General features: G+C 41.7%; 19 protein-coding genes. 2 read left to right on the top strand and 17 right to left on the bottom strand.

The window, feature by feature from the left end:
- Window positions 1-60: 60 nt before the first annotated feature.
- From ACH0BF_RS13800 to ychF, 7 genes are all read right to left on the bottom strand, one after another.
- Window positions 61-2061: a methyl-accepting chemotaxis protein gene (locus ACH0BF_RS13800; protein WP_406909515.1), complete on the bottom strand. Its 2001-nt coding sequence runs from the start codon at window positions 2059-2061 to the stop codon at window positions 61-63.
- A 182-nt stretch (window positions 2062-2243) separates the two neighbouring features.
- Window positions 2244-2477 (bottom strand): 30S ribosomal protein S18, encoded by a 234-nt coding sequence (gene rpsR / locus ACH0BF_RS13795; RefSeq protein ID WP_041095655.1) that lies wholly within the window; start codon window positions 2475-2477, stop codon window positions 2244-2246.
- Between the two features lie 27 nt (window positions 2478-2504).
- Window positions 2505-3026, bottom strand: a complete 522-nt coding sequence (ssb, locus tag ACH0BF_RS13790; protein WP_120035756.1) for a single-stranded DNA-binding protein — start codon at window positions 3024-3026, stop codon at window positions 2505-2507.
- A 70-nt stretch (window positions 3027-3096) separates the two neighbouring features.
- Window positions 3097-3387, bottom strand: coding sequence for a 30S ribosomal protein S6 (rpsF, locus tag ACH0BF_RS13785; RefSeq protein ID WP_049665910.1), 291 nt, complete (start codon window positions 3385-3387; stop codon window positions 3097-3099).
- Between the two features lie 118 nt (window positions 3388-3505).
- Window positions 3506-4171: a DUF1129 family protein gene (locus ACH0BF_RS13780; RefSeq protein ID WP_406909514.1), complete on the bottom strand. Its 666-nt coding sequence runs from the start codon at window positions 4169-4171 to the stop codon at window positions 3506-3508.
- Window positions 4137-4502: a PadR family transcriptional regulator gene (locus ACH0BF_RS13775; RefSeq protein ID WP_120035758.1), complete on the bottom strand. Its 366-nt coding sequence runs from the start codon at window positions 4500-4502 to the stop codon at window positions 4137-4139. The genes ACH0BF_RS13780 and ACH0BF_RS13775 overlap by 35 nt, the downstream gene beginning before the upstream one ends.
- Before the next feature lie 219 nt (window positions 4503-4721).
- Entirely contained in the window at window positions 4722-5822 is a 1101-nt protein-coding gene (gene ychF, locus ACH0BF_RS13770) for a redox-regulated ATPase YchF (RefSeq protein ID WP_120035759.1), read from the bottom strand.
- A gap of 157 nt (window positions 5823-5979) precedes the next feature.
- On the opposite strand from ychF, the gene ACH0BF_RS13765 reads away from it, so the two are divergent.
- On the top strand, window positions 5980-6771 hold the full coding sequence (locus tag ACH0BF_RS13765; protein ID WP_340851715.1) for a YwqG family protein: 792 nt from the start codon (window positions 5980-5982) through the stop codon (window positions 6769-6771).
- Window positions 6772-6805: 34 nt separating this feature from the next.
- On the opposite strand, the gene ACH0BF_RS13760 is transcribed toward ACH0BF_RS13765, so the two are convergent.
- Window positions 6806-7012: a DUF951 domain-containing protein gene (locus tag ACH0BF_RS13760; protein ID WP_120035761.1), complete on the bottom strand. Its 207-nt coding sequence runs from the start codon at window positions 7010-7012 to the stop codon at window positions 6806-6808.
- 4 nt (window positions 7013-7016) lie between these two features.
- On the bottom strand, window positions 7017-7925 hold the full coding sequence (locus ACH0BF_RS13755; protein ID WP_120035762.1) for a mechanosensitive ion channel family protein: 909 nt from the start codon (window positions 7923-7925) through the stop codon (window positions 7017-7019).
- 171 nt (window positions 7926-8096) lie between these two features.
- On the opposite strand from ACH0BF_RS13755, the gene yyaC reads away from it, so the two are divergent.
- Window positions 8097-8765, top strand: a complete 669-nt coding sequence (gene yyaC / locus ACH0BF_RS13750; RefSeq protein ID WP_340851711.1) for a spore protease YyaC — start codon at window positions 8097-8099, stop codon at window positions 8763-8765.
- Here yyaC and ACH0BF_RS13745 read toward each other — a convergent pair.
- From ACH0BF_RS13745 to jag, 8 genes are all read right to left on the bottom strand, one after another.
- A complete protein-coding gene (locus ACH0BF_RS13745) occupies window positions 8743-9447 on the bottom strand; it encodes a DUF554 domain-containing protein (RefSeq protein WP_120035764.1) in 705 nt (234 codons plus the stop codon). The genes yyaC and ACH0BF_RS13745 overlap by 23 nt on opposite strands.
- A 63-nt stretch (window positions 9448-9510) precedes the next feature.
- Window positions 9511-10362, bottom strand: a complete 852-nt coding sequence (locus tag ACH0BF_RS13740) for a ParB/RepB/Spo0J family partition protein (protein WP_120035765.1) — start codon at window positions 10360-10362, stop codon at window positions 9511-9513.
- The gene (locus ACH0BF_RS13735; protein ID WP_120035766.1) at window positions 10355-11116 is read right to left on the bottom strand and encodes a ParA family protein; all 762 of its coding nucleotides are present in this window, start codon (window positions 11114-11116) and stop codon (window positions 10355-10357) included. Before ACH0BF_RS13735 ends, ACH0BF_RS13740 begins: the two co-directional genes overlap by 8 nt.
- Before the next feature lie 209 nt (window positions 11117-11325).
- On the bottom strand, window positions 11326-12198 hold the full coding sequence (gene noc, locus ACH0BF_RS13730) for a nucleoid occlusion protein (RefSeq protein ID WP_120035767.1): 873 nt from the start codon (window positions 12196-12198) through the stop codon (window positions 11326-11328).
- A gap of 261 nt (window positions 12199-12459) precedes the next feature.
- The gene (rsmG, locus tag ACH0BF_RS13725; RefSeq protein WP_120035768.1) at window positions 12460-13176 is read right to left on the bottom strand and encodes a 16S rRNA (guanine(527)-N(7))-methyltransferase RsmG; all 717 of its coding nucleotides are present in this window, start codon (window positions 13174-13176) and stop codon (window positions 12460-12462) included.
- Window positions 13177-13201: 25 nt separating this feature from the next.
- Window positions 13202-15091, bottom strand: a complete 1890-nt coding sequence (gene mnmG / locus ACH0BF_RS13720; protein ID WP_340851698.1) for a tRNA uridine-5-carboxymethylaminomethyl(34) synthesis enzyme MnmG — start codon at window positions 15089-15091, stop codon at window positions 13202-13204.
- Between the two features lie 20 nt (window positions 15092-15111).
- Window positions 15112-16497, bottom strand: a complete 1386-nt coding sequence (gene mnmE, locus ACH0BF_RS13715) for a tRNA uridine-5-carboxymethylaminomethyl(34) synthesis GTPase MnmE (RefSeq protein ID WP_120035770.1) — start codon at window positions 16495-16497, stop codon at window positions 15112-15114.
- 352 nt (window positions 16498-16849) lie between these two features.
- Window positions 16850-17473 carry an RNA-binding cell elongation regulator Jag/EloR gene (gene jag / locus ACH0BF_RS13710; RefSeq protein WP_120035771.1) on the bottom strand — a complete coding sequence of 208 codons (624 nt, stop codon included), beginning with the start codon at window positions 17471-17473 and terminating at the stop codon, window positions 16850-16852.
- Window positions 17474-17479 lie beyond the last annotated feature (6 nt).

Here is a 17479-nt window from a genome sequence, read left to right as displayed (position 1 = left end):
AAAAGGCGAGTCGCAAAATGTATAGAACACCCACTTTAAAGACAGTCAAGAAGCGCTCTTTTAGCTGTGCAGCTTAAAGCGATTAACCGTCTTTTTTAATTCGATGCTTAATTCCATCAACTGCTCAGAAGACATAGCCACCGACTGAATGGCATGCAGTTGCTCGTCAGCTGAAGCGCTGATTTCTTCACTTGCAGCTGCTGATTGTTCCGAGGAAGCAGCAATTTGCTCCATCACTTCCAACACTTCATTCTTCGTACTGGCTACTCCAGATATCTCCTCATTAATAGCCGAAATAGAGACTTCCATTTTCTCTACCAGCGAAGACAACTTCTTGAAAATAACCTCTGTCTCTTCCACTGCCGCTGTCTGGCTGTCAAAATTCGTCCGTGTTTTCGCCATCTGCTCGACTACTTGCCCTGATCCTTCCTGAATATCGCTAATCGTTTCCTTCACCTGATCAGTTGCCCGCGCAGACTGCTCAGCGAGCTTCCGGACTTCTTCAGCGACAACAGCAAAGCCTTTGCCGTGTTCTCCTGCCCGCGCTGCTTCAATCGAAGCATTCAAAGCCAACAGGTTCGTTTGTGAAGAAATATCGGTAATCGTCTGCATAATCAATTCAATTGATTTCACTTTTGCCTCTAAAGCAAGAATGACTTTCTCCATTTTATCAATATACATGTTTGTTTCTGTACTGGAGGAGCTAAGCGTCTCCACTTGTCCCAGTCCTGCCTTTTGTACATTTTCTGTCTGGCGGGCTGCTTCCCGTACTTCACCAGCCTGATTGGCAATTTGATTAATTTGCTCACCAAGATGGCGAGAACGTTCGGTTGCCTCGCTGGACTCTTCTGATGATTTAGCCGCTCCTTTGGCAATCTCGTTAATGGCGACAGCAATTTGTTCGCTCGAAGCATTTGTCTCTTCCGAAACAGCACTTAAGTTCTCTGCCGCTTTTGTGACATTGTCAGCTGAATGGTTAACAACCGAAATAATTTCCCTCATACTAGTGACCATTTCATTAAATGTCTTCGCCAGTTCGCCAACTTCATCTTTAGTTGTAACAGGCACCTGTACGCTTAAATCTCCTCTAGCCACTTCTTTAGCTAATTTTCCAAGAGAGCGAATTGGTTTGATTATTTGATTGAGTATATAAAGAATGGCACCAATCATGACAAGCAGCAGAATGACGCCGGTAACTGCCAGGTATTTTCCGATTGATTTGGATAAACCAAGCAATGAATCGTACTTGTAGGCAGCTCCAATCTTCCAACCTACTTCTTTTACGGTATCATATACAAGAATGCGTTCTTGCTTGTCCTTCTTGTATCCCACAGTTCCCTCCTCTTGATTGTTATCAAGAATAGATTGAACATAGTCGTATTTAGTCAAATCTTTTCCTTCCTCGGTCGGATGGACAATACCAAGCCCTTGCTTGGAAATAATGGTTGGCTCGCCGTTGTAGCCAATATGCATTTGATCCATTTGACTTGTCATGACGCCTAAGCTGATGTCAGCTCCAATGACACCAATTTTTTTGTTTTGCATTGTTACCAACTGAGACACAGTCACTACATATTCTCCAGTGGTCGCATCTATATACGGTTCACTCCATATAGCTTTCCCCTCTGACTCCATCGCTAACTTGTACCAATCTCTTGTTGTTGGATCAAAATTGTCTGGAACTTCAGCAGGATAAATATCTACTGTCCTTTTTGGTGTAGCAAAGTAGATATTCAATACATCTTTATAGGAGGTTAAATAGCGCTTGAGCGAGTTCATGACAGCTTCCTGATTCTTTATGTCCTCCTTGCCGCCCGCCAGGTTTACTCCCCGTTGGACAACCACTGGATCTTTAGCAATTAATTCAATACTTTTTCTATGCTGATCTAAAAATAAAGAAACTGAATCGCTCATTTGCTTTACAATTCCTTTTGTTTGCCCAATGACTTCTTCTTTCGTTTGCTTTTCAATTTGATGACCAATAAAAACAATAATAAAAGCAAAAGATAAAATGAGCAGTAAAGTAAGAGGTATCATTAATTTAGCCTTAATTGACCTCAAATCTATCACCCTCCTGTACATAATTGATAATGGGAGTACGGATGCGCGCCTTAGCACCGTACAATTTCCTTCTTTTTCATCGGTCGTTTTATAAAAATATAGATACTTTTATAAAATATTTATATTTTCAAATAATTGATCATAAAAAAAGACCCGCCGGTCAAGGCGAGTCTTTCGTTAAATTATTCTCCAGCTACGAATGGAAGAAGAGCTACCTGACGAGCACGTTTAATTGCAATAGTTAAACGGCGTTGGTATTTAGCGCTTGTTCCAGTTACGCGGCGTGGAAGGATTTTTCCACGTTCAGAGATAAACTTTTTCAAAAGTTCTACATCTTTATAGTCGATATGCGTAATGCCGTTAGCTGTAAAGTAACATACTTTCCGGCGCTTACGTCCGCCTCTGCGTCCTGCCATGTCGATTCCCTCCTCTTTTAGTAATGATTAGAATGGCAAGTCATCATCTGAAATATCGATCGGCTGACCGTCATTTGCAAATGGGTCTTCATCCATTCTTGTATAACCTGAATTGTTGTTACTGTTATTATTATTATTGCGTTGATTCTGTTGTCCAAACGGAAAGTCCTGGTTTCTTTGTCCGCCGCCGTATGCGTTATTTTCATTGCCACGCTCGCTTGAAGCAGCACTGCGTGGTTCTAAAAATTGTACGCTTTCAGCTAAGACCTCGGTTACGTACACACGCTTTCCATCTTGTCCTTCATAATTACGTGTTTGAATACGGCCATCTACGCCAGCTAAGCTTCCTTTTTTCAGAAAGTTTGCTACGTTTTCTGCTGCCCGGCGCCAAACGACACAATTGATGAAGTCCGTTTCACGCTCGCCCTGCTGATTAGTGAACGTACGATTCACGGCAAGTGTAAAGGTAGCAACAGCTGCTCCGTTCGGTGTGTAACGAAGTTCCGGATCTTTAGTTAAACGGCCTACTAAAACGACTCGGTTCATCATCAGAATCAACCCCCTTTAGTTCAAAATGTCCTTAAGCAGAACATTTTGAAAGATTGTTTATTTAAACGATTTATTTGTCATCTTCGCGTACTACGATATGGCGGATGATGTCGTCGCTGATTTTTGCTAAACGGTCAAATTCTTGAACCGCTGCAGCATCGGCGTTAGCATGTACTAATTGATAGAAGCCTTCACGAAAATCGTTGATTTCGTATGCTAAACGACGTTTACCCCAATCTTTAGAATCGATGATTTCCGCACCGTTAGAAGTTAAAATTCCGTCAAAGCGCTCAACAACCGCTTTTTTCGTATCTTCATCAACGTTTGGGCGGATAATGTACATAAATTCGTACTTTCTCATCTTTCTTTCACCTCCTCATGGTCTATGCGGCTCTTTTTCTTTGAAAAGAGCAAGGAGTAACTGTTTCATTACTCACAAGATAGAATTATATCATGATTGTCTCTTAAATGCAATACGATCAGCTGGACAGTTGTTGATCCAATTTTTTAAAATAAAAGCTGATCAGAAAAGAAATAACAGCGGCTGCCAATGTGACGAAAGGAGAAAGAGGGGCAGATAATGACACCCCAAACCACTCTACAGAATTAAGGAAGGCCAGGCTGACTACAAGCAGAGTGACACAGACACCAATTAATCCAGCTATCATAACTGGGCGCTTTGCGTAAACGGTCCATTTTACCCCTCTTACAATAAACATGACTATCGCAGCTATTCCTATAAAACTTATCATAACAGGGAGCAGTGTCATCGTTTTCGTTTGAATATTCATCGTCCTCAACAAAATGTTCATTATTCCATCTGTTATTAATAGCCAGGCCGCCCCTAAAAAAGATATATACAAGTAAAAACTGATTCTTTCTTTCCATCCTGGCTTTGGCAATCCGGTAATTAAACGTTCGCAATAATCTTTAGGGTGCTTGCCGAATACGTCTTCTGCTGTTTTCCCTTGTGTTTGTGCTTCAATCAAATGCTCTAGAAGCTCCAAAAGCAATTCTTCTCCCGCTTTTTCAGCAATCCTGCTCGTGCGGATATATACTAACATATCTGAATAGTATTTCTCATTTTCCTCTGATAGACATCGTCTTCTTTCATTGTTTACATTCACCATTTCCTTGGCATTCATTTTCTTTTTCCCCTCCATCTAAAAGCTGTTCAACCGGTTTTTTTATGGCTTCCCATTCTTTTTGAATCGTTTTTAAGTTCTCTTTGCCTAAAGCAGTTAAATAATAATATTTTCTGTTGGGCCCTTGGGAAGATTTTCGCATTTCTCCTGTGATCAACCCTTCTTTTTGAAGTCTCAGCAAAATAGGATAAATAGATCCTTCACTTACCATGGATAGTCCTTGATCTTGCAGTAAGGCAAAAAGCTCATAACCATATGTTGGCTGACGGTCAATTAATGCTAAAATACAGCCCTCCAACACCCCTTTTAACAGCTGACTTTTTGTGGACAACGTTCTCTTCCTTTCAAGTAGGTTGCATAACAAGTTACTGGAACAAAAATTACTACCTTGTTTAGCAAAGTAGCTCTCTTTTATTTTACTTTCTTTTCCTTCTCTGTCAACTATACGAAAAAGAATTATATATGAGAAATTAAAAGCCGCATTATCCTAAAAAATAAGGGTAATACGGCTTTCCTCTATGGATTCTATTTATTTCATGCTTTTTTCGTCTTATACATTAAATCTAAAATGAACAACGTCTCCATCCTGCATAATGTATTCCTTGCCCTCCAGACGAACCTTTCCAGCTTCTTTAGCAGCTGTCATAGACCCGGCTGTCATCAGATCCTCATAGGAAACCGTTTCAGCCCGGATGAATCCACGTTCGAAATCGGAATGGATAATGCCTGCACATTGCGGGGCTTTCATTCCTTTACGGAATGTCCATGCGCGCACTTCCTGAACGCCAGCTGTAAAGTACGTAGCCAGTCCAAGTAAGGAGTAGGCAGCGCGGATCAATTGATCTAAACCAGACTCTTCAATCCCAAGTTCTTGCAGGAACATCGCTTTTTCCTCCTCATCAAGCTCAGCGATTTCCTCTTCGATTTTTGCACAGACAACAATGACTTCTGCATTATCTTCTGCAGCAAATTCGCGAACCCGTTGAACGTATTCATTATCTGATGGATCAACGATATCTTCTTCACCAACGTTTGCTACATATAACATTGGCTTAGCTGTCAATAAATGAAGCTGCTTGGCGATGCGGCTCTGTTCTTCAGAAAGTTCTACTGTGCGAGCCGGTTTATTGGCTTCTAACGCTTCCTTTAATTTGACTAGAACATCGTTTTCCGCAACGGCTTCTTTGTCTTTTTGCTTGGCTAATTTGGCCACGCGCACAAGACGTTTATCAACCGTTTCCAAATCGGCTAAAATTAATTCCAGGTTAATGACTTCAATGTCATCAATCGGATCAACTTTTCCGGATACGTGTGTAATATTATCATCAGCAAAACAGCGAACTACCTGGCAAATGGCATCTACTTCACGAATATGAGCGAGGAACTTATTGCCAAGCCCTTCTCCCTTGCTCGCACCTTTAACGATGCCGGCAATGTCTGTAAATTCAAAAGCAGTAGGAACCGTTTTCTTCGGTTCTACCATTTCAGTTAACTTATTTAAACGCTCATCAGGCACTTCTACAATGCCTACATTCGGATCAATGGTACAAAAAGGATAGTTAGCAGATTCTGCGCCTGCTTTCGTAATTGCATTAAATAACGTTGATTTTCCCACATTCGGCAAACCAACAATTCCAGCTGTTAAAGCCATTTCGGTCACTCCTCTATCGTAAACTCTTCTATTGCTTTCGCTCTAAACCTTTCACAATTATAAGTTTAGTCAAAGAAAAAGGCAATTGCCGCTTTTCCTATGGTTCTCCTTAATTTTTGCTATACTGTTAAAAATTTCATAATTAGGAGTGGATTCTATGCAGCGCATTGATCACTTACTTCGCGAGCACAAATTGTCTCATAAAAAATCGGCTATTATGACATCTCTGCGAAATTCCATTGGTATTGAGAAAAAAGCAATAAAAGAAGAAGAGATTCCAATTGGCACTTCAAAATTAGGCGGCCTGCCGGATATGCCGGATGGAATGGAATTTCCCTCGTATGAAAACGGATATCTCTGGTTCATCGGGCAATTTAATTTAAAAGAAGCAAAACCGTATGATAAAGATAACTTGCTTCCTGAGAAGGGAATTTTATATTTATTTTATGATGCTCATGAACAGCCTTGGGGCTTTGAAGAGGATGAAGGATGCTATAAAGTTCTTTATTTTGATGGAGATGTCTGTGAATTAAAAAGAAGAGCATTTCCCGGGGAAAGTGAAGGTGACTATTCTTTAGACGCCTATAAAATAGCATTCAGGAATATATATACCATTTCCGAGCACCCTGAAAATCTGCCATTTGAAGATGAAAACGAAGAAGATCGCTTTTGGAATTTTCGCCAGGAATTAATGCAGCCGGAAGATGAAAACGGCTCTATTGTCCCAGCTCATTACATGTTAGGAGAACCATTCAACGTTCAAAATGATGTATTTGAGGAGCTATATGATAGCAGCAAACACCCTGTATTATTGTTCCAAATAGATTCTGATGAGCAGGACTTAGGTGTTATGTGGGGTGATTCAGGACTCTTATACTTTTGCATAGAAAAAGAAGAATTACTCGCTAAACAATTTGATAAAGTTACTTTTACTCTGCAATGTTTTTAATCCATTGCAAGTTTTCTGCTAAAAAACAGCAGCGTTATGCTTCGCTGCTGTTTTCAACTGGATGAATCACTTTCTTCATTTTTTTAACAAATTCTCTTCTCGGTAAAATAACGCTATGCCCGCATCCTTCACATTTTATTCGGATGTCCATACCGAGCCTAATTATTTTCCAGCGATTTGTCCCGCATGGGTGTGGTTTTTTCATTTCGACGACATCATTCAATTCAAATGTTTTTTCCATACGCTCACCCCCTGCTTATGTTTTCATTCTTTTTATGCGCCACTGCTTCTTCTTGCTCTGTACGAGAATACATAACAAGCCGTGGGAATGGTATTTCAATTCCATTTTCATCCAAACACAATTTCACTTCTTTACGAATCATCCGGGCGATGTACCAGTGATTCATCGGCGTAGTTTCAGCAGCTATTCTTAAGATAACATCTGAGGCCGCCAAATTCTGTACACCGAGCAAGGTGGGCGGTGCTACAATTTCTTCGTACTTATCCTGCAGCGTCCCCAATAACGCTTCAATGGCTTTTTCTGCTTCTTCAATATTTTCTTCATAAGCGATACTCACATCTACCACAGCCATGCTGTTATGAATAGAAAAGTTGGTGACTTCCGTAATGGAACCATTCGGCAAAATATGAAGTTCTCCTGTCCATTGTTTAATTTTTGTTGTTCTAAGACCAATTTCTTCGACAGTCCCCTCAAAATTACCGATACGAACAAAGTCTCCTACTGAAAACTGATCCTCAAAAATGATAAAGAAACCGCTAATTACGTCACGCACAAGGTTCTGGGCGCCGAAACCAACCGCAAGGCCGAGAACCCCGGCTCCGGCAATTAGCCCTTTCACATTGAAAGTTAAAATCGAGAGAATATTAAGGAGTGCAACGAAATATACAACATAGGAAACTATATTTTCCATTAATTTTAACAAAGTGGTTTCTCGCCGTTCTGAATATCTAAGAGGGGCTTTTGCACGCAAATGGAAAAAGTTGCGGATGGCTGTTTTAGCTACTTTTACAAGAATAGCTGCCACAATCATCGTCAGGATGATTTTTATTGCTCCTCCTCCAACAGCAAGCCACGTCTCTTCATTTGTTAATTTATCCCACGTTTTATCAAGCGTGCGCTGAAATGTAGACATGAAATTCCTCCTTTACGGTCTTTGCTTGAAGGACAATCTTCATTTTAACAAGAATAGCAAAGAATTTGTAGCCGGGCACATTGAATAGAAACTTTTTCTTTTTCCCGGGAGCATGTATAGAATCGCTCAAAAATCCGTATACTTTTACTATTATCCAGCAGGAGGTAGCTTATGAATCTTAAAAATTTGTTTGATCGAAAGCCTGATTCATATAGTGTTTATTATGAAGAGCAGCAGGCGGCTTCCACATTTGCTGACTACTTGCTGACGCTGCTGCCGCCTCCGGGAAGCTGTCCGGTTGTCTTTACTTTTATTGGTACCGATCGCTCTACCGGGGACGCTCTTGGCCCGCTTGTCGGCACGTTGCTTCAGGAAAAGAATGTACCAGCCTTTCATATGTATGGCACACTTGAAGATCCCGTTCATGCAGTAAATCTTGTAGAGAAACTTGCCCTCATAAAGAAAGAACACGAGCGCCCTTTTATTATCGGAGCAGATGCTTGTCTAGGCAGGTTGAAAAGTGTCGGACGTATCCAAGTAGGCAAAGGGCCCGTTAAACCAGGGGCCGGTGTTAACAAACAATTACCGGCCGTAGGAGATGCCCATATAACAGGCATTGTAAATATTAGTGGGTTTATGGAATTCTTCGTATTGCAAAATACACGATTACACCTTGTAATGAGCATGGCTCGTGTTATAGCCGAAGGGATCGCCAAAGCTTCCATACGATATTCGGCCTCTGCCATCTTGCAAGAAAGCATGGGCTCATCCGATTCGAATATAAAGAAGCAGGCATCCTTATACTCTAAGCAGCTCTTTAAAAAAGATATTGAATCGTAATAATCGCTCCGACAACTAAAAGGCTTGGCAGTAAATTTGCTACTCGCACTTTCGTCAAGCCAAGTAAGTTGAGCCCAATAGCTAAGATCATGATTCCTCCGGTTGCGGTCATTTCGACAATAAAGGCGTCCATCCACTCTTTCGGTACAAACCGGTCGATTTGAGTAGCAAATAAAGCAATGATTCCTTGATATAGAACAACCGGCACAGCGGAAAAGATCACACCAATTCCTAAAGTAGTCGTTAAAATTAAAGCAGTGACACCATCAATAATTGCTTTTGTCAGGAGCACTTCATGGTTGCCGCGGATGCCGCTGTCAAGCGCCCCGATAATTCCCATTGCTCCGATAACAAAAATCAGCGTTGCTGTTACGAAGCCTTGTGAGATACTTGTTTCATCTGTTTCTTTGCCGATTTTCTTTTCTAGCCATAGACCGATTCGGTTCAATCGTTCATCTAGCATTAAAATTTCCCCGATGGCTGCTCCAATAACAAGGCTAATAATGACAGTCAAAAAGTCTTCACTTTTTAGTCCCATCTGTAATCCAAGTACGACAACCGCTAGCCCGATTGCTTGCATCACGGTTCCTTTAATCCCTTCTGGAATACGATTTAACCACTTGCCAAGCATAGCTCCCAGAACAATTGTTAAACCATTTACAATGGATCCATATAACACCATTTCCCTTTTCTCCTTTAATTTCACTTATGAAAAAGGAGCTGACGGTAACCGACAGCTCCCTGATTAATTCTTCTTTAATAAATCAAGTATTCTGTTTAAGTCTTCTACCGATAAAAACTCAATTTCAATTTTTCCTTTTTTCTTGTCTTTTGCTTGTTTTATATGAACCGATGTGCCAAAATGCTCCCTTAATACTTCTTCTCGCTCTTTTAAAAATATGTCTTTTGTTTTTTTGGAGCTAGACGTTTCACGTGAAACATTATTATTCAGCTGTTGAATCCACTTTTCAAGCTGCCTTACATTCAATCCTTCTGCCACTGTCTTTTTGGCGGTCTCTATCATTTGTTCTTTTCTTTTCAAACCAAGAAGTGCCCGGCCATGTCCCATTGTTAGCTTGCCTTCATTTATCAATTGCTGTACCTCTACCGGAAGTGAAAGCAGCCGCAAGTGATTGGCGATATGGGAGCGGCTTTTTCCCATTTTTAACGCTAATTCTTCTTGTGTCAGATTTAACTTTTCAATGAGAGACTGATAAGCTGCCGCTTCTTCAAGTACGGTTAAATCCTCTCTTTGAAGGTTTTCAAGAAGTGCCATTTCCATCATTTGTTCGTCGGATAGCTTGCGAACAACAACAGGAACCCTCTCCAGCTTTGCAGCCTTTGCCGCCCGGTAACGCCTTTCCCCGACTACAATCTCGTAGCCTTTGATGCTCTTGCGGGCAATAATCGGCTGCAGAATCCCATATTCTTGAATGGACTCTTTTAATTCTTCAATTGTTTCTTCATTAAAGATTTTACGCGGTTGATAAGGATTAGGACGCAATTCCTTTAATTTTATCTCTTTCACTGCTTCTTCATTTTCTAATTCAAGATCTTTGAAAATAGCATTAATGCCTCTTCCCAATCCTTTAGCCATTAGCTGCCACCTCCTTCGCAAAATCTAAGTACATTTCGGCTCCTTTTGAGCGAGGATCATATAGAATGATTGGTTTTCCATGGCTCGGCGCTTCACTGAGACGAATATTCCGCGGAATGATGGTTCGGTAAACCTTATCCTGAAAATACTTTTTTACTTCCTCAATTACTTGCAATCCGAGGTTTGTCCGAGCATCAAGCATCGTAAGCAGAACACCTTCGATGGCTAATTCTGTATTCAAGTGCTTTTGCACGAGACGGACTGTGTTGAGCAGCTGGCTTAATCCCTCAAGTGCATAATACTCGCATTGAACAGGAATGATAACAGAATCGGCTGCTGTTAAAGCATTAACGGTTAACAGTCCAAGGGAAGGAGGACAATCTACTAAAATATAATCGAAATTGTTACGCACTCCTTCAAGTGCTCTTTTTAAACGCAGTTCCCTGGAAATCGTCGGTACCAATTCAATGTCTGCACCCGCTAGTGAAATGGTTGCCGGCGCTACAAACAAGTTCTCTATAGCAGCTGGTTTAATAATGCTCGCCATCTCTATATCATCGACTAAAACATCATACATGCATTGGTCGACATCTCCCTTTTCAATGCCGATCCCACTCGTTGCATTTCCCTGTGGATCAATATCAACCAACAATACTTTTTTATCTAAAGAAGCTAAACAAGCTCCGAGATTAACAGAGGTAGTTGTTTTTCCTACGCCTCCTTTTTGGTTAGCTATCGCAATGACTTTTCCCATCCGGCCCACCTGCTTTCTTCTATCCTAGTAATTTTTGTATTTCTATTTTAACAAAAATAGCCTCTCAGTTATCAATCCTGCTGAAAATACTTTTTAAGAATACGCACACAAATAATTGGATGGCAGCTTATTTTTAGCAAACATACGTATTGGCCTGCGATCCATGCTTTGTAATAAAAAAGCGAGAAACCGTCAGCCGGCTTCTCACTTCATTTCTTTTTCGGTATCTTAATTGTAATCTGATAGAAGTCATCAAATTCCTCTTCTTGCGACTTTAAATCAATGCCATTGTCACTCACCATCGATAGCGATTGGCGAATCGTATTAACGGCAATTCTGACATCCTTGCTAAAAGCTTTGCGGCGGGGTTTAGGCTTTTGCTTCGGTGTGTCCAGCAGTTGAATGACTCGGTCTTCTGTTTGTTTGACATTGAACTGTTTTTCTATAATCTCATTCATAACCTGCACTTGTTTTTCCGGATTTTTTAATGGAATCAGTGCTCGTGCATGACGCTCAGTAATTTTCTTTTGGGCCAAAGCTTCCTGAACTTCTTGCGGCAACTTTAACAGCCGTAGCTTATTTGCTACAGTCGACTGGCCCTTTCCGAGACGCTGGGCAAGTGCTTCCTGAGTCAAACCGTGAAGTTCAAGCAATTTCCCGTAAGCAATCGCTTCTTCAATCGGCGATAATTCTTCCCTTTGCAAGTTTTCTATTAAAGCAACCGAAGCAGTCTCGGTATCATTTAAGTTATTAATAATGGCCGGAACGGTCTCCCATTTCAATGTTTGGACTGCCCGCCAACGCCTCTCACCGGCAATTAGCTCATATTTCCCATCCTCTGTTTCTCGGACAACAATTGGCTGAATAATACCGTGAATGTGAATGGTTCTAGCTAGTTCTTCTATCTTTCCATCATCAAAAACTGTTCTCGGCTGGAAGCGGTTCGGCATAATCAAGGACACCGGGATTTGTTTAACTGCCTCTCTCTCCGCTGCTGATTCTTCTACTAACGCTATGTCTCTTGGCTGCTCTTCTGCTGCTTTTTCCCCCATGTTAAAAAAACGAGAGAAACGACGCTTCATGATCCCTACACCACCTTTAACGGACTCCCTTTAATACCTATTCTCTCTTTAACAGTCTTGTTCCTTCTTCCAAAGACTGCTTTTTTGCACAATCTCAAAAAAGTAAAGTTATCCACAAGTGGATAACTTCAAAATGAAGACGATACTTTATATGCCCTAGGCTGCCTGGAAACGTTTAGCTTTCAGAATGCTTCTCTAGCGGGGAACACCATAGCTAGGAAAGCTATAAAGAAAGCGGGTGTTTATCGGCAGACCAGAGGTTTACTCAATCGGCGACTTATTTGGCGTTCCAGGTTTTCTAGGGTACTTTTTGGGTGTTATTTTCGTCTTATCAACTACCATAATAGCCCGTTCGCTCTCTTCCATTGGGAGCAAAAATGAATGTTCTTCCCGCAAACGGCCACCGAGTACCGTGAGTGCTTTATGACTGTTTTTTAATTCATCTTTTGCATTGGCCGCTTTCATCGCTAAAAAGACTCCGCCCACTTTGACGAGTGGCAAACACAGTTCACTCAGCACAGACATCCGGGCAACTGCACGGGCCATCACCACGTCATATTGTTCTCTGTGCTCCGGAAGCTTCCCAAATGTCTCCGCGCGGTCATGATAAAAGTGCACATCATTTAACTGCAGTTCACTCGCCAGATGATTTAGAAATGTAATCCGTTTATTGAGTGAGTCAACGATCGTCACCTGAATATCCGGAAAAGCAATCTTTAACGGAATGCTTGGAAACCCGGCTCCTGCCCCTACATCACAAATAGCCAGGCTGCCGGAGAAGTCAAAATAGAACGCTGCAGACAGCGAGTCATAGAAGTGCTTTAAATACACCTCTTCTTTATCAGTAATCGCTGTTAAGTTCATCTTTTCATTCCATTCAACGAGCAATTGATAGTACAAATCAAATTGCTCAAGCTGGGAAGGAGAAAGATGAATCCCTTTCTCCGCAAGCTGTTGCTGAAATTGTTCTTTATTCACTTGCCTACCATCCCTTCAACTAGACTCAATTCGCTGTGCGGGCGATGCGCCCCTGTTCAATATAAACAAGCAAAATGGAAATGTCAGCCGGGTTGACACCTGAAATTCGGGAGGCTTGGGCAATAGAGAGCGGTCTGACTTCTTTCAAGTTATGACGCGCTTCTGTAGCAAGGCCGTTAATCGCATCGTAATCGATGTTTTCCGGTATTTTTTTGTTTTCCATTTTCTTTAGCTTTTCCACTTGTTGAAGAGATTTTTCAATATATCCCTCATATTTAATTTGAATTTCCACTTGTTCCTCTACTTCAGTATCCAATTCATGAGGAGCAGGAACCAGTTGCTTTAAATGATCGTAATGCATTTCGGGACGTTTTAAAAGGTCAGTAGCCCGGATGCCGTCTTTTAACTCACTGCCGCCAGCTTCACGAATAATAGCTTGTGTTTCTGCATTTGGTTTAATGATTATCGATTGCAAACGCTCTATTTCCCCGGCAATAGCCGCTTTCTTTTTCAAGAAACGCTCGTATCGTTCTTGCGAAATCAAACCGATGCGATAGCCGATTTCCGTCAGACGCAAATCAGCGTTGTCATGGCGTAGCAGGAGACGATATTCTGCACGCGAAGTGAGCAAGCGATATGGTTCGCTTGTTCCTTTCGTCACTAGATCATCGATCAGCACACCAATATAGGCATCAGAGCGGCTTAAAATCACTTCTTCTTTGCCAAGAATACGGCAAGCAGCATTGATTCCAGCCATCATGCCTTGTGCAGCCGCTTCTTCGTAACCGGATGTTCCATTAATCTGACCTGCTGTATAAAGATTTTTCACTTTTTTCGTTTCCAATGTTGGCCATAACTGTGTCGGTACGATTGCATCATACTCAATTGCATAACCGGCGCGCATCAGCTGAGCTTTTTCCAGGCCTGGAATCGTGCGCAGCATCCGATATTGAACATCTTCTGGCAAGCTGGAGGACAAGCCCTGTACATAGACTTCTTCCGTATTGCGGCCTTCTGGCTCTAAAAAGATTTGATGGCGCGGCTTGTCATTGAAGCGAACAATCTTATCTTCAATGGATGGGCAATAACGTGGGCCTTTCCCCTTAATCACCCCAGAAAACATTGGAGAGCGATGAAGGTTTTCATTGATAATGCTATGAGTTTCTTCATTCGTATAAGTCAGCCAGCAAGGGAGCTGGTCTGTAATAAATTTTGTTGTCTCATAACTGAAAGCACGAGGTTCTTCATCACCGGGTTGAATTTCTGTTTTGCTGTAGTCAATTGTCCGGCTGTTGACACGCGGCGGCGTCCCCGTTTTAAAGCGAACAAGGTCAAAGCCAAGTCTCTCTAGATTTTCTGACAGACGGATTGATGGCTGCTGGTTATTTGGCCCGCTTGAATATTTCAAATCACCAATGATAATTTCACCGCGCAAAAATGTTCCAGTCGTAATAATAACTGCTTGTGAACGATAAACTGCCCCGGTTTGTGTGACGACACCACGGCATTCTCCCTCTTCAACGATAAGATCTTCAACCATTCCCTGGATCAGTGTTAAGTTCTCTTGATTTTCAATTGTTTTTTTCATTTCCTGTTGATACAGTACTTTGTCGGCCTGTGCGCGCAATGCCCGCACGGCTGGGCCTTTCCCTGTATTCAGCATGCGCATTTGAATATGCGTTTTGTCGATGTTCTTGCCAATTTCACCGCCAAGAGCATCCAGTTCCCGAACAACAATTCCTTTAGCTGGGCCACCAATAGATGGATTACATGGCATGTAAGCAATCATATCGAGGTTAATCGTGATCATTAACGTCTTTGCCCCTGCTCGGGCAGATGCCAGCCCTGCTTCTACACCAGCATGTCCGGCGCCTACAACGACAACATCATATTCGCCAGCTTCATATTGTAGCATGTTTTTTCCTCCTTATTTTATTATTTTCCAAGACAAAATTGTGAAAATAACTGATCAATCAAGCTATCATGGACACTCTCGCCGATAATTTCGCCCAATAGCTCCCATGTTCTTGTTAAATCAATTTGAACAATATCAATTGGTGTTCCCGACTGTGTATTTTCAATCGCATCGGTAATAGCTGTTAATGCTTGGTGAAGCAAAGCAATATGACGGGAATTTGAAACATACGTCATGTCTCCTGCTTCAATGGAGCCAGAGAAAAACAAGGAAGCAATCGCTTCTTCCAGCTCATCAATTCCCTTTTCCTCCAGCAAAGAAGTAGTGACTAGCTGCTTCCCTTCCGCCAGCTTTTGCACCCGGTCTATATTAATTTTCTGTGGCAGGTCTGTTTTATTCACGATGACGATCACATCCATGCCAGCTGTCGCTTCAAATAATTTTTCATCTTCTGCTGTCAACTCGTCAGAATAATTTAGAACAAGCAAAATCAAATCTGCTTCCTTTAGCACCTGACGAGACCGTTCCACGCCAATTCGTTCAACGATGTCTTCCGTTTCACGAATTCCTGCTGTATCAACAAGACGGAGAGGCACGCCTCGTACATTGACGTATTCCTCAATCACATCACGCGTTGTTCCGGGAATGTCGGTGACAATCGCTTTATTCTCTTGCACAAGCGCATTGAGCAAAGACGATTTGCCGACATTCGGACGGCCAATGATCACTGTTGATAACCCTTCCCGCAAAATCTTACCTTGTTCTGATGTGCGCAGAAGCTTTTCTATTTCTTTTTGAACAAGTTCTGCCTTTTCCAACAGAACATGATGAGTCATTTCTTCCACATCATCATATTCAGGGTAATCAATATTCACTTCAATGTGAGCGAGTGTTTCTAAAATTTCCTGGCGCAGTGTACGAATAAGCTTTGAAAGACGGCCTTCCATTTGGTTAAGCGCCACATTCATTGCTTTATCCGTCTTTGCCCGAATCAAGTCCATCACCGCTTCTGCCTGCGACAAATCAATCCGGCCGTTAAGAAAAGCTCTTTTCGTGAATTCACCTGGTTCTGCAAGGCGTGCTCCTTCGCTTAAAACGAGCTGTAATACCCGGTTAACAGAGACGATACCTCCATGGCAATTGATCTCTACCACATCTTCCCGTGTGAACGTTTTTGGTCCTCTCATGAGCGAAAGCATTACTTCTTCTACGACCTGCCCCGTCTTTGGATCAATCAAGTGGCCATAATGGATCGTATGACTGGCCATCTCTGTTAACGACCTTTTCGACGGAGTCTGAAAAATGCGGTCAGCAATATCTACTGCTTCTTCACCGCTAAGGCGGACGATAGCAATCGCTCCTTCTCCCATCGGTGTCGAAATAGCGGCAATTGTATCAAGATCCAACTTTTCTCACCTCTTCCTTCAACATACTATCTATAAAAAAGTGCATGATCTTTATTCTCAAATCATTAGATTAACACACGCAAGACGATTTAAAAAGAAGGCTGGATTGTCCACAGCCTTCTTTTTAATCTTATCCATTTTAACTTATTCACGTGTGGATAACAATAACTACGCAGTCTCATTTATGGAATAAAAAGTAATAAACTACTAATTAAAAGTAAATAAATGGTATATATATGCTCTTTTTCTGAAAAAATAAATTTATCCACATGTGATTAATTGACTCTCACAATAAAAAAGGCCTTCCCGATCCTTCTTTTCTCCTGAAGAAAAGAATTTTTCGGGAAGGCCTCTATTTGTTTTTAGGCGCAATGACTACATAGCGGTTTGGTTCTGTGCCTTCTGAAAATGTACGTACCTGAGAGTTACCAGCAAGTGCAGCATGGATAACTTTTCGCTCGGCAGCTGGCAATGGTTCGAGACGAACAGGCTTTCCTGTTGATCCTGCTTTCTCAGCCATTCGTCCTGCCAGAGTAGTAAGCGACTCTTCTCTTCTTTTTCGATAATCTCCAGCGTCAAGCTTAAAATGTATAAACTCTTTTGAATGATGGTTAATGACGAGCTGGGTGAGCTGCTGCAAAGAATTTAATGTTTGTCCTCTTTTTCCAATTAACAGGGCAATTTTTTCACCGGAAAGTGAAAAAGTAACTTGTTTTCCTTGCTTTTGCACATGGATGTTTGGATGTACGCCTAAATGGGCTGCAATAGATAAAATGTAATCTTTCGCTTCACTGATCGGATCTGGCTTGCGTCTTACTCTCACGGAAGCTGGGCGCTGACCGAACAGGCCAAACAATCCTTTTTTTCCTTCGTCCAAAATGTCAATTTCAACTTGTTCTTCTGTTGCTTTTAATTGCTTTAAAGCAGACTGAAGAGCTTCTTCAACAGTTTGACCGACAGCCGTAATCTCTTTCATCCATCC

The organism is Pseudobacillus sp. 179-B 2D1 NHS, assembly GCF_045370945.1.
Lineage (GTDB): Bacteria > Bacillota > Bacilli > Bacillales > Domibacillaceae > Pseudobacillus.
This window is presented reverse-complemented; position numbering and strand designations above follow the sequence as displayed.

What these genes read in the sequence shown, in the direction of transcription:
- ACH0BF_RS13755 (WP_120035762.1), bottom strand. Translation starts at nt 7,925, where the DNA reads ATGTCTACATTTCAGCGCACGCTTGATAAAACGTGGGATAAATTAACA.
- ACH0BF_RS13760 (WP_120035761.1), bottom strand. Translation starts at nt 7,012, where the DNA reads ATGGAAAAAACATTTGAATTGAATGATGTCGTCGAAATGAAAAAACCA.
- ssb (WP_120035756.1), bottom strand. Translation starts at nt 3,026, where the DNA reads ATGATGAACCGAGTCGTTTTAGTAGGCCGTTTAACTAAAGATCCGGAA.
- ACH0BF_RS13735 (WP_120035766.1), bottom strand. Translation starts at nt 11,116, where the DNA reads ATGGGAAAAGTCATTGCGATAGCTAACCAAAAAGGAGGCGTAGGAAAA.
- jag (WP_120035771.1), bottom strand. Translation starts at nt 17,473, where the DNA reads ATGAAAGAGATTACGGCTGTCGGTCAAACTGTTGAAGAAGCTCTTCAG.
- yyaC (WP_340851711.1), top strand. Translation starts at nt 8,097, where the DNA reads ATGAATCTTAAAAATTTGTTTGATCGAAAGCCTGATTCATATAGTGTT.
- ACH0BF_RS13740 (WP_120035765.1), bottom strand. Translation starts at nt 10,362, where the DNA reads ATGGCTAAAGGATTGGGAAGAGGCATTAATGCTATTTTCAAAGATCTT.
- ychF (WP_120035759.1), bottom strand. Translation starts at nt 5,822, where the DNA reads ATGGCTTTAACAGCTGGAATTGTTGGTTTGCCGAATGTGGGAAAATCA.
- rpsF (WP_049665910.1), bottom strand. Translation starts at nt 3,387, where the DNA reads ATGAGAAAGTACGAATTTATGTACATTATCCGCCCAAACGTTGATGAA.
- mnmG (WP_340851698.1), bottom strand. Translation starts at nt 15,091, where the DNA reads ATGCTACAATATGAAGCTGGCGAATATGATGTTGTCGTTGTAGGCGCC.
- rpsR (WP_041095655.1), bottom strand. Translation starts at nt 2,477, where the DNA reads ATGGCAGGACGCAGAGGCGGACGTAAGCGCCGGAAAGTATGTTACTTT.
- ACH0BF_RS13745 (WP_120035764.1), bottom strand. Translation starts at nt 9,447, where the DNA reads ATGGTGTTATATGGATCCATTGTAAATGGTTTAACAATTGTTCTGGGA.
- ACH0BF_RS13765 (WP_340851715.1), top strand. Translation starts at nt 5,980, where the DNA reads ATGCAGCGCATTGATCACTTACTTCGCGAGCACAAATTGTCTCATAAA.
- ACH0BF_RS13780 (WP_406909514.1), bottom strand. Translation starts at nt 4,171, where the DNA reads ATGAATGCCAAGGAAATGGTGAATGTAAACAATGAAAGAAGACGATGT.
- noc (WP_120035767.1), bottom strand. Translation starts at nt 12,198, where the DNA reads ATGAAGCGTCGTTTCTCTCGTTTTTTTAACATGGGGGAAAAAGCAGCA.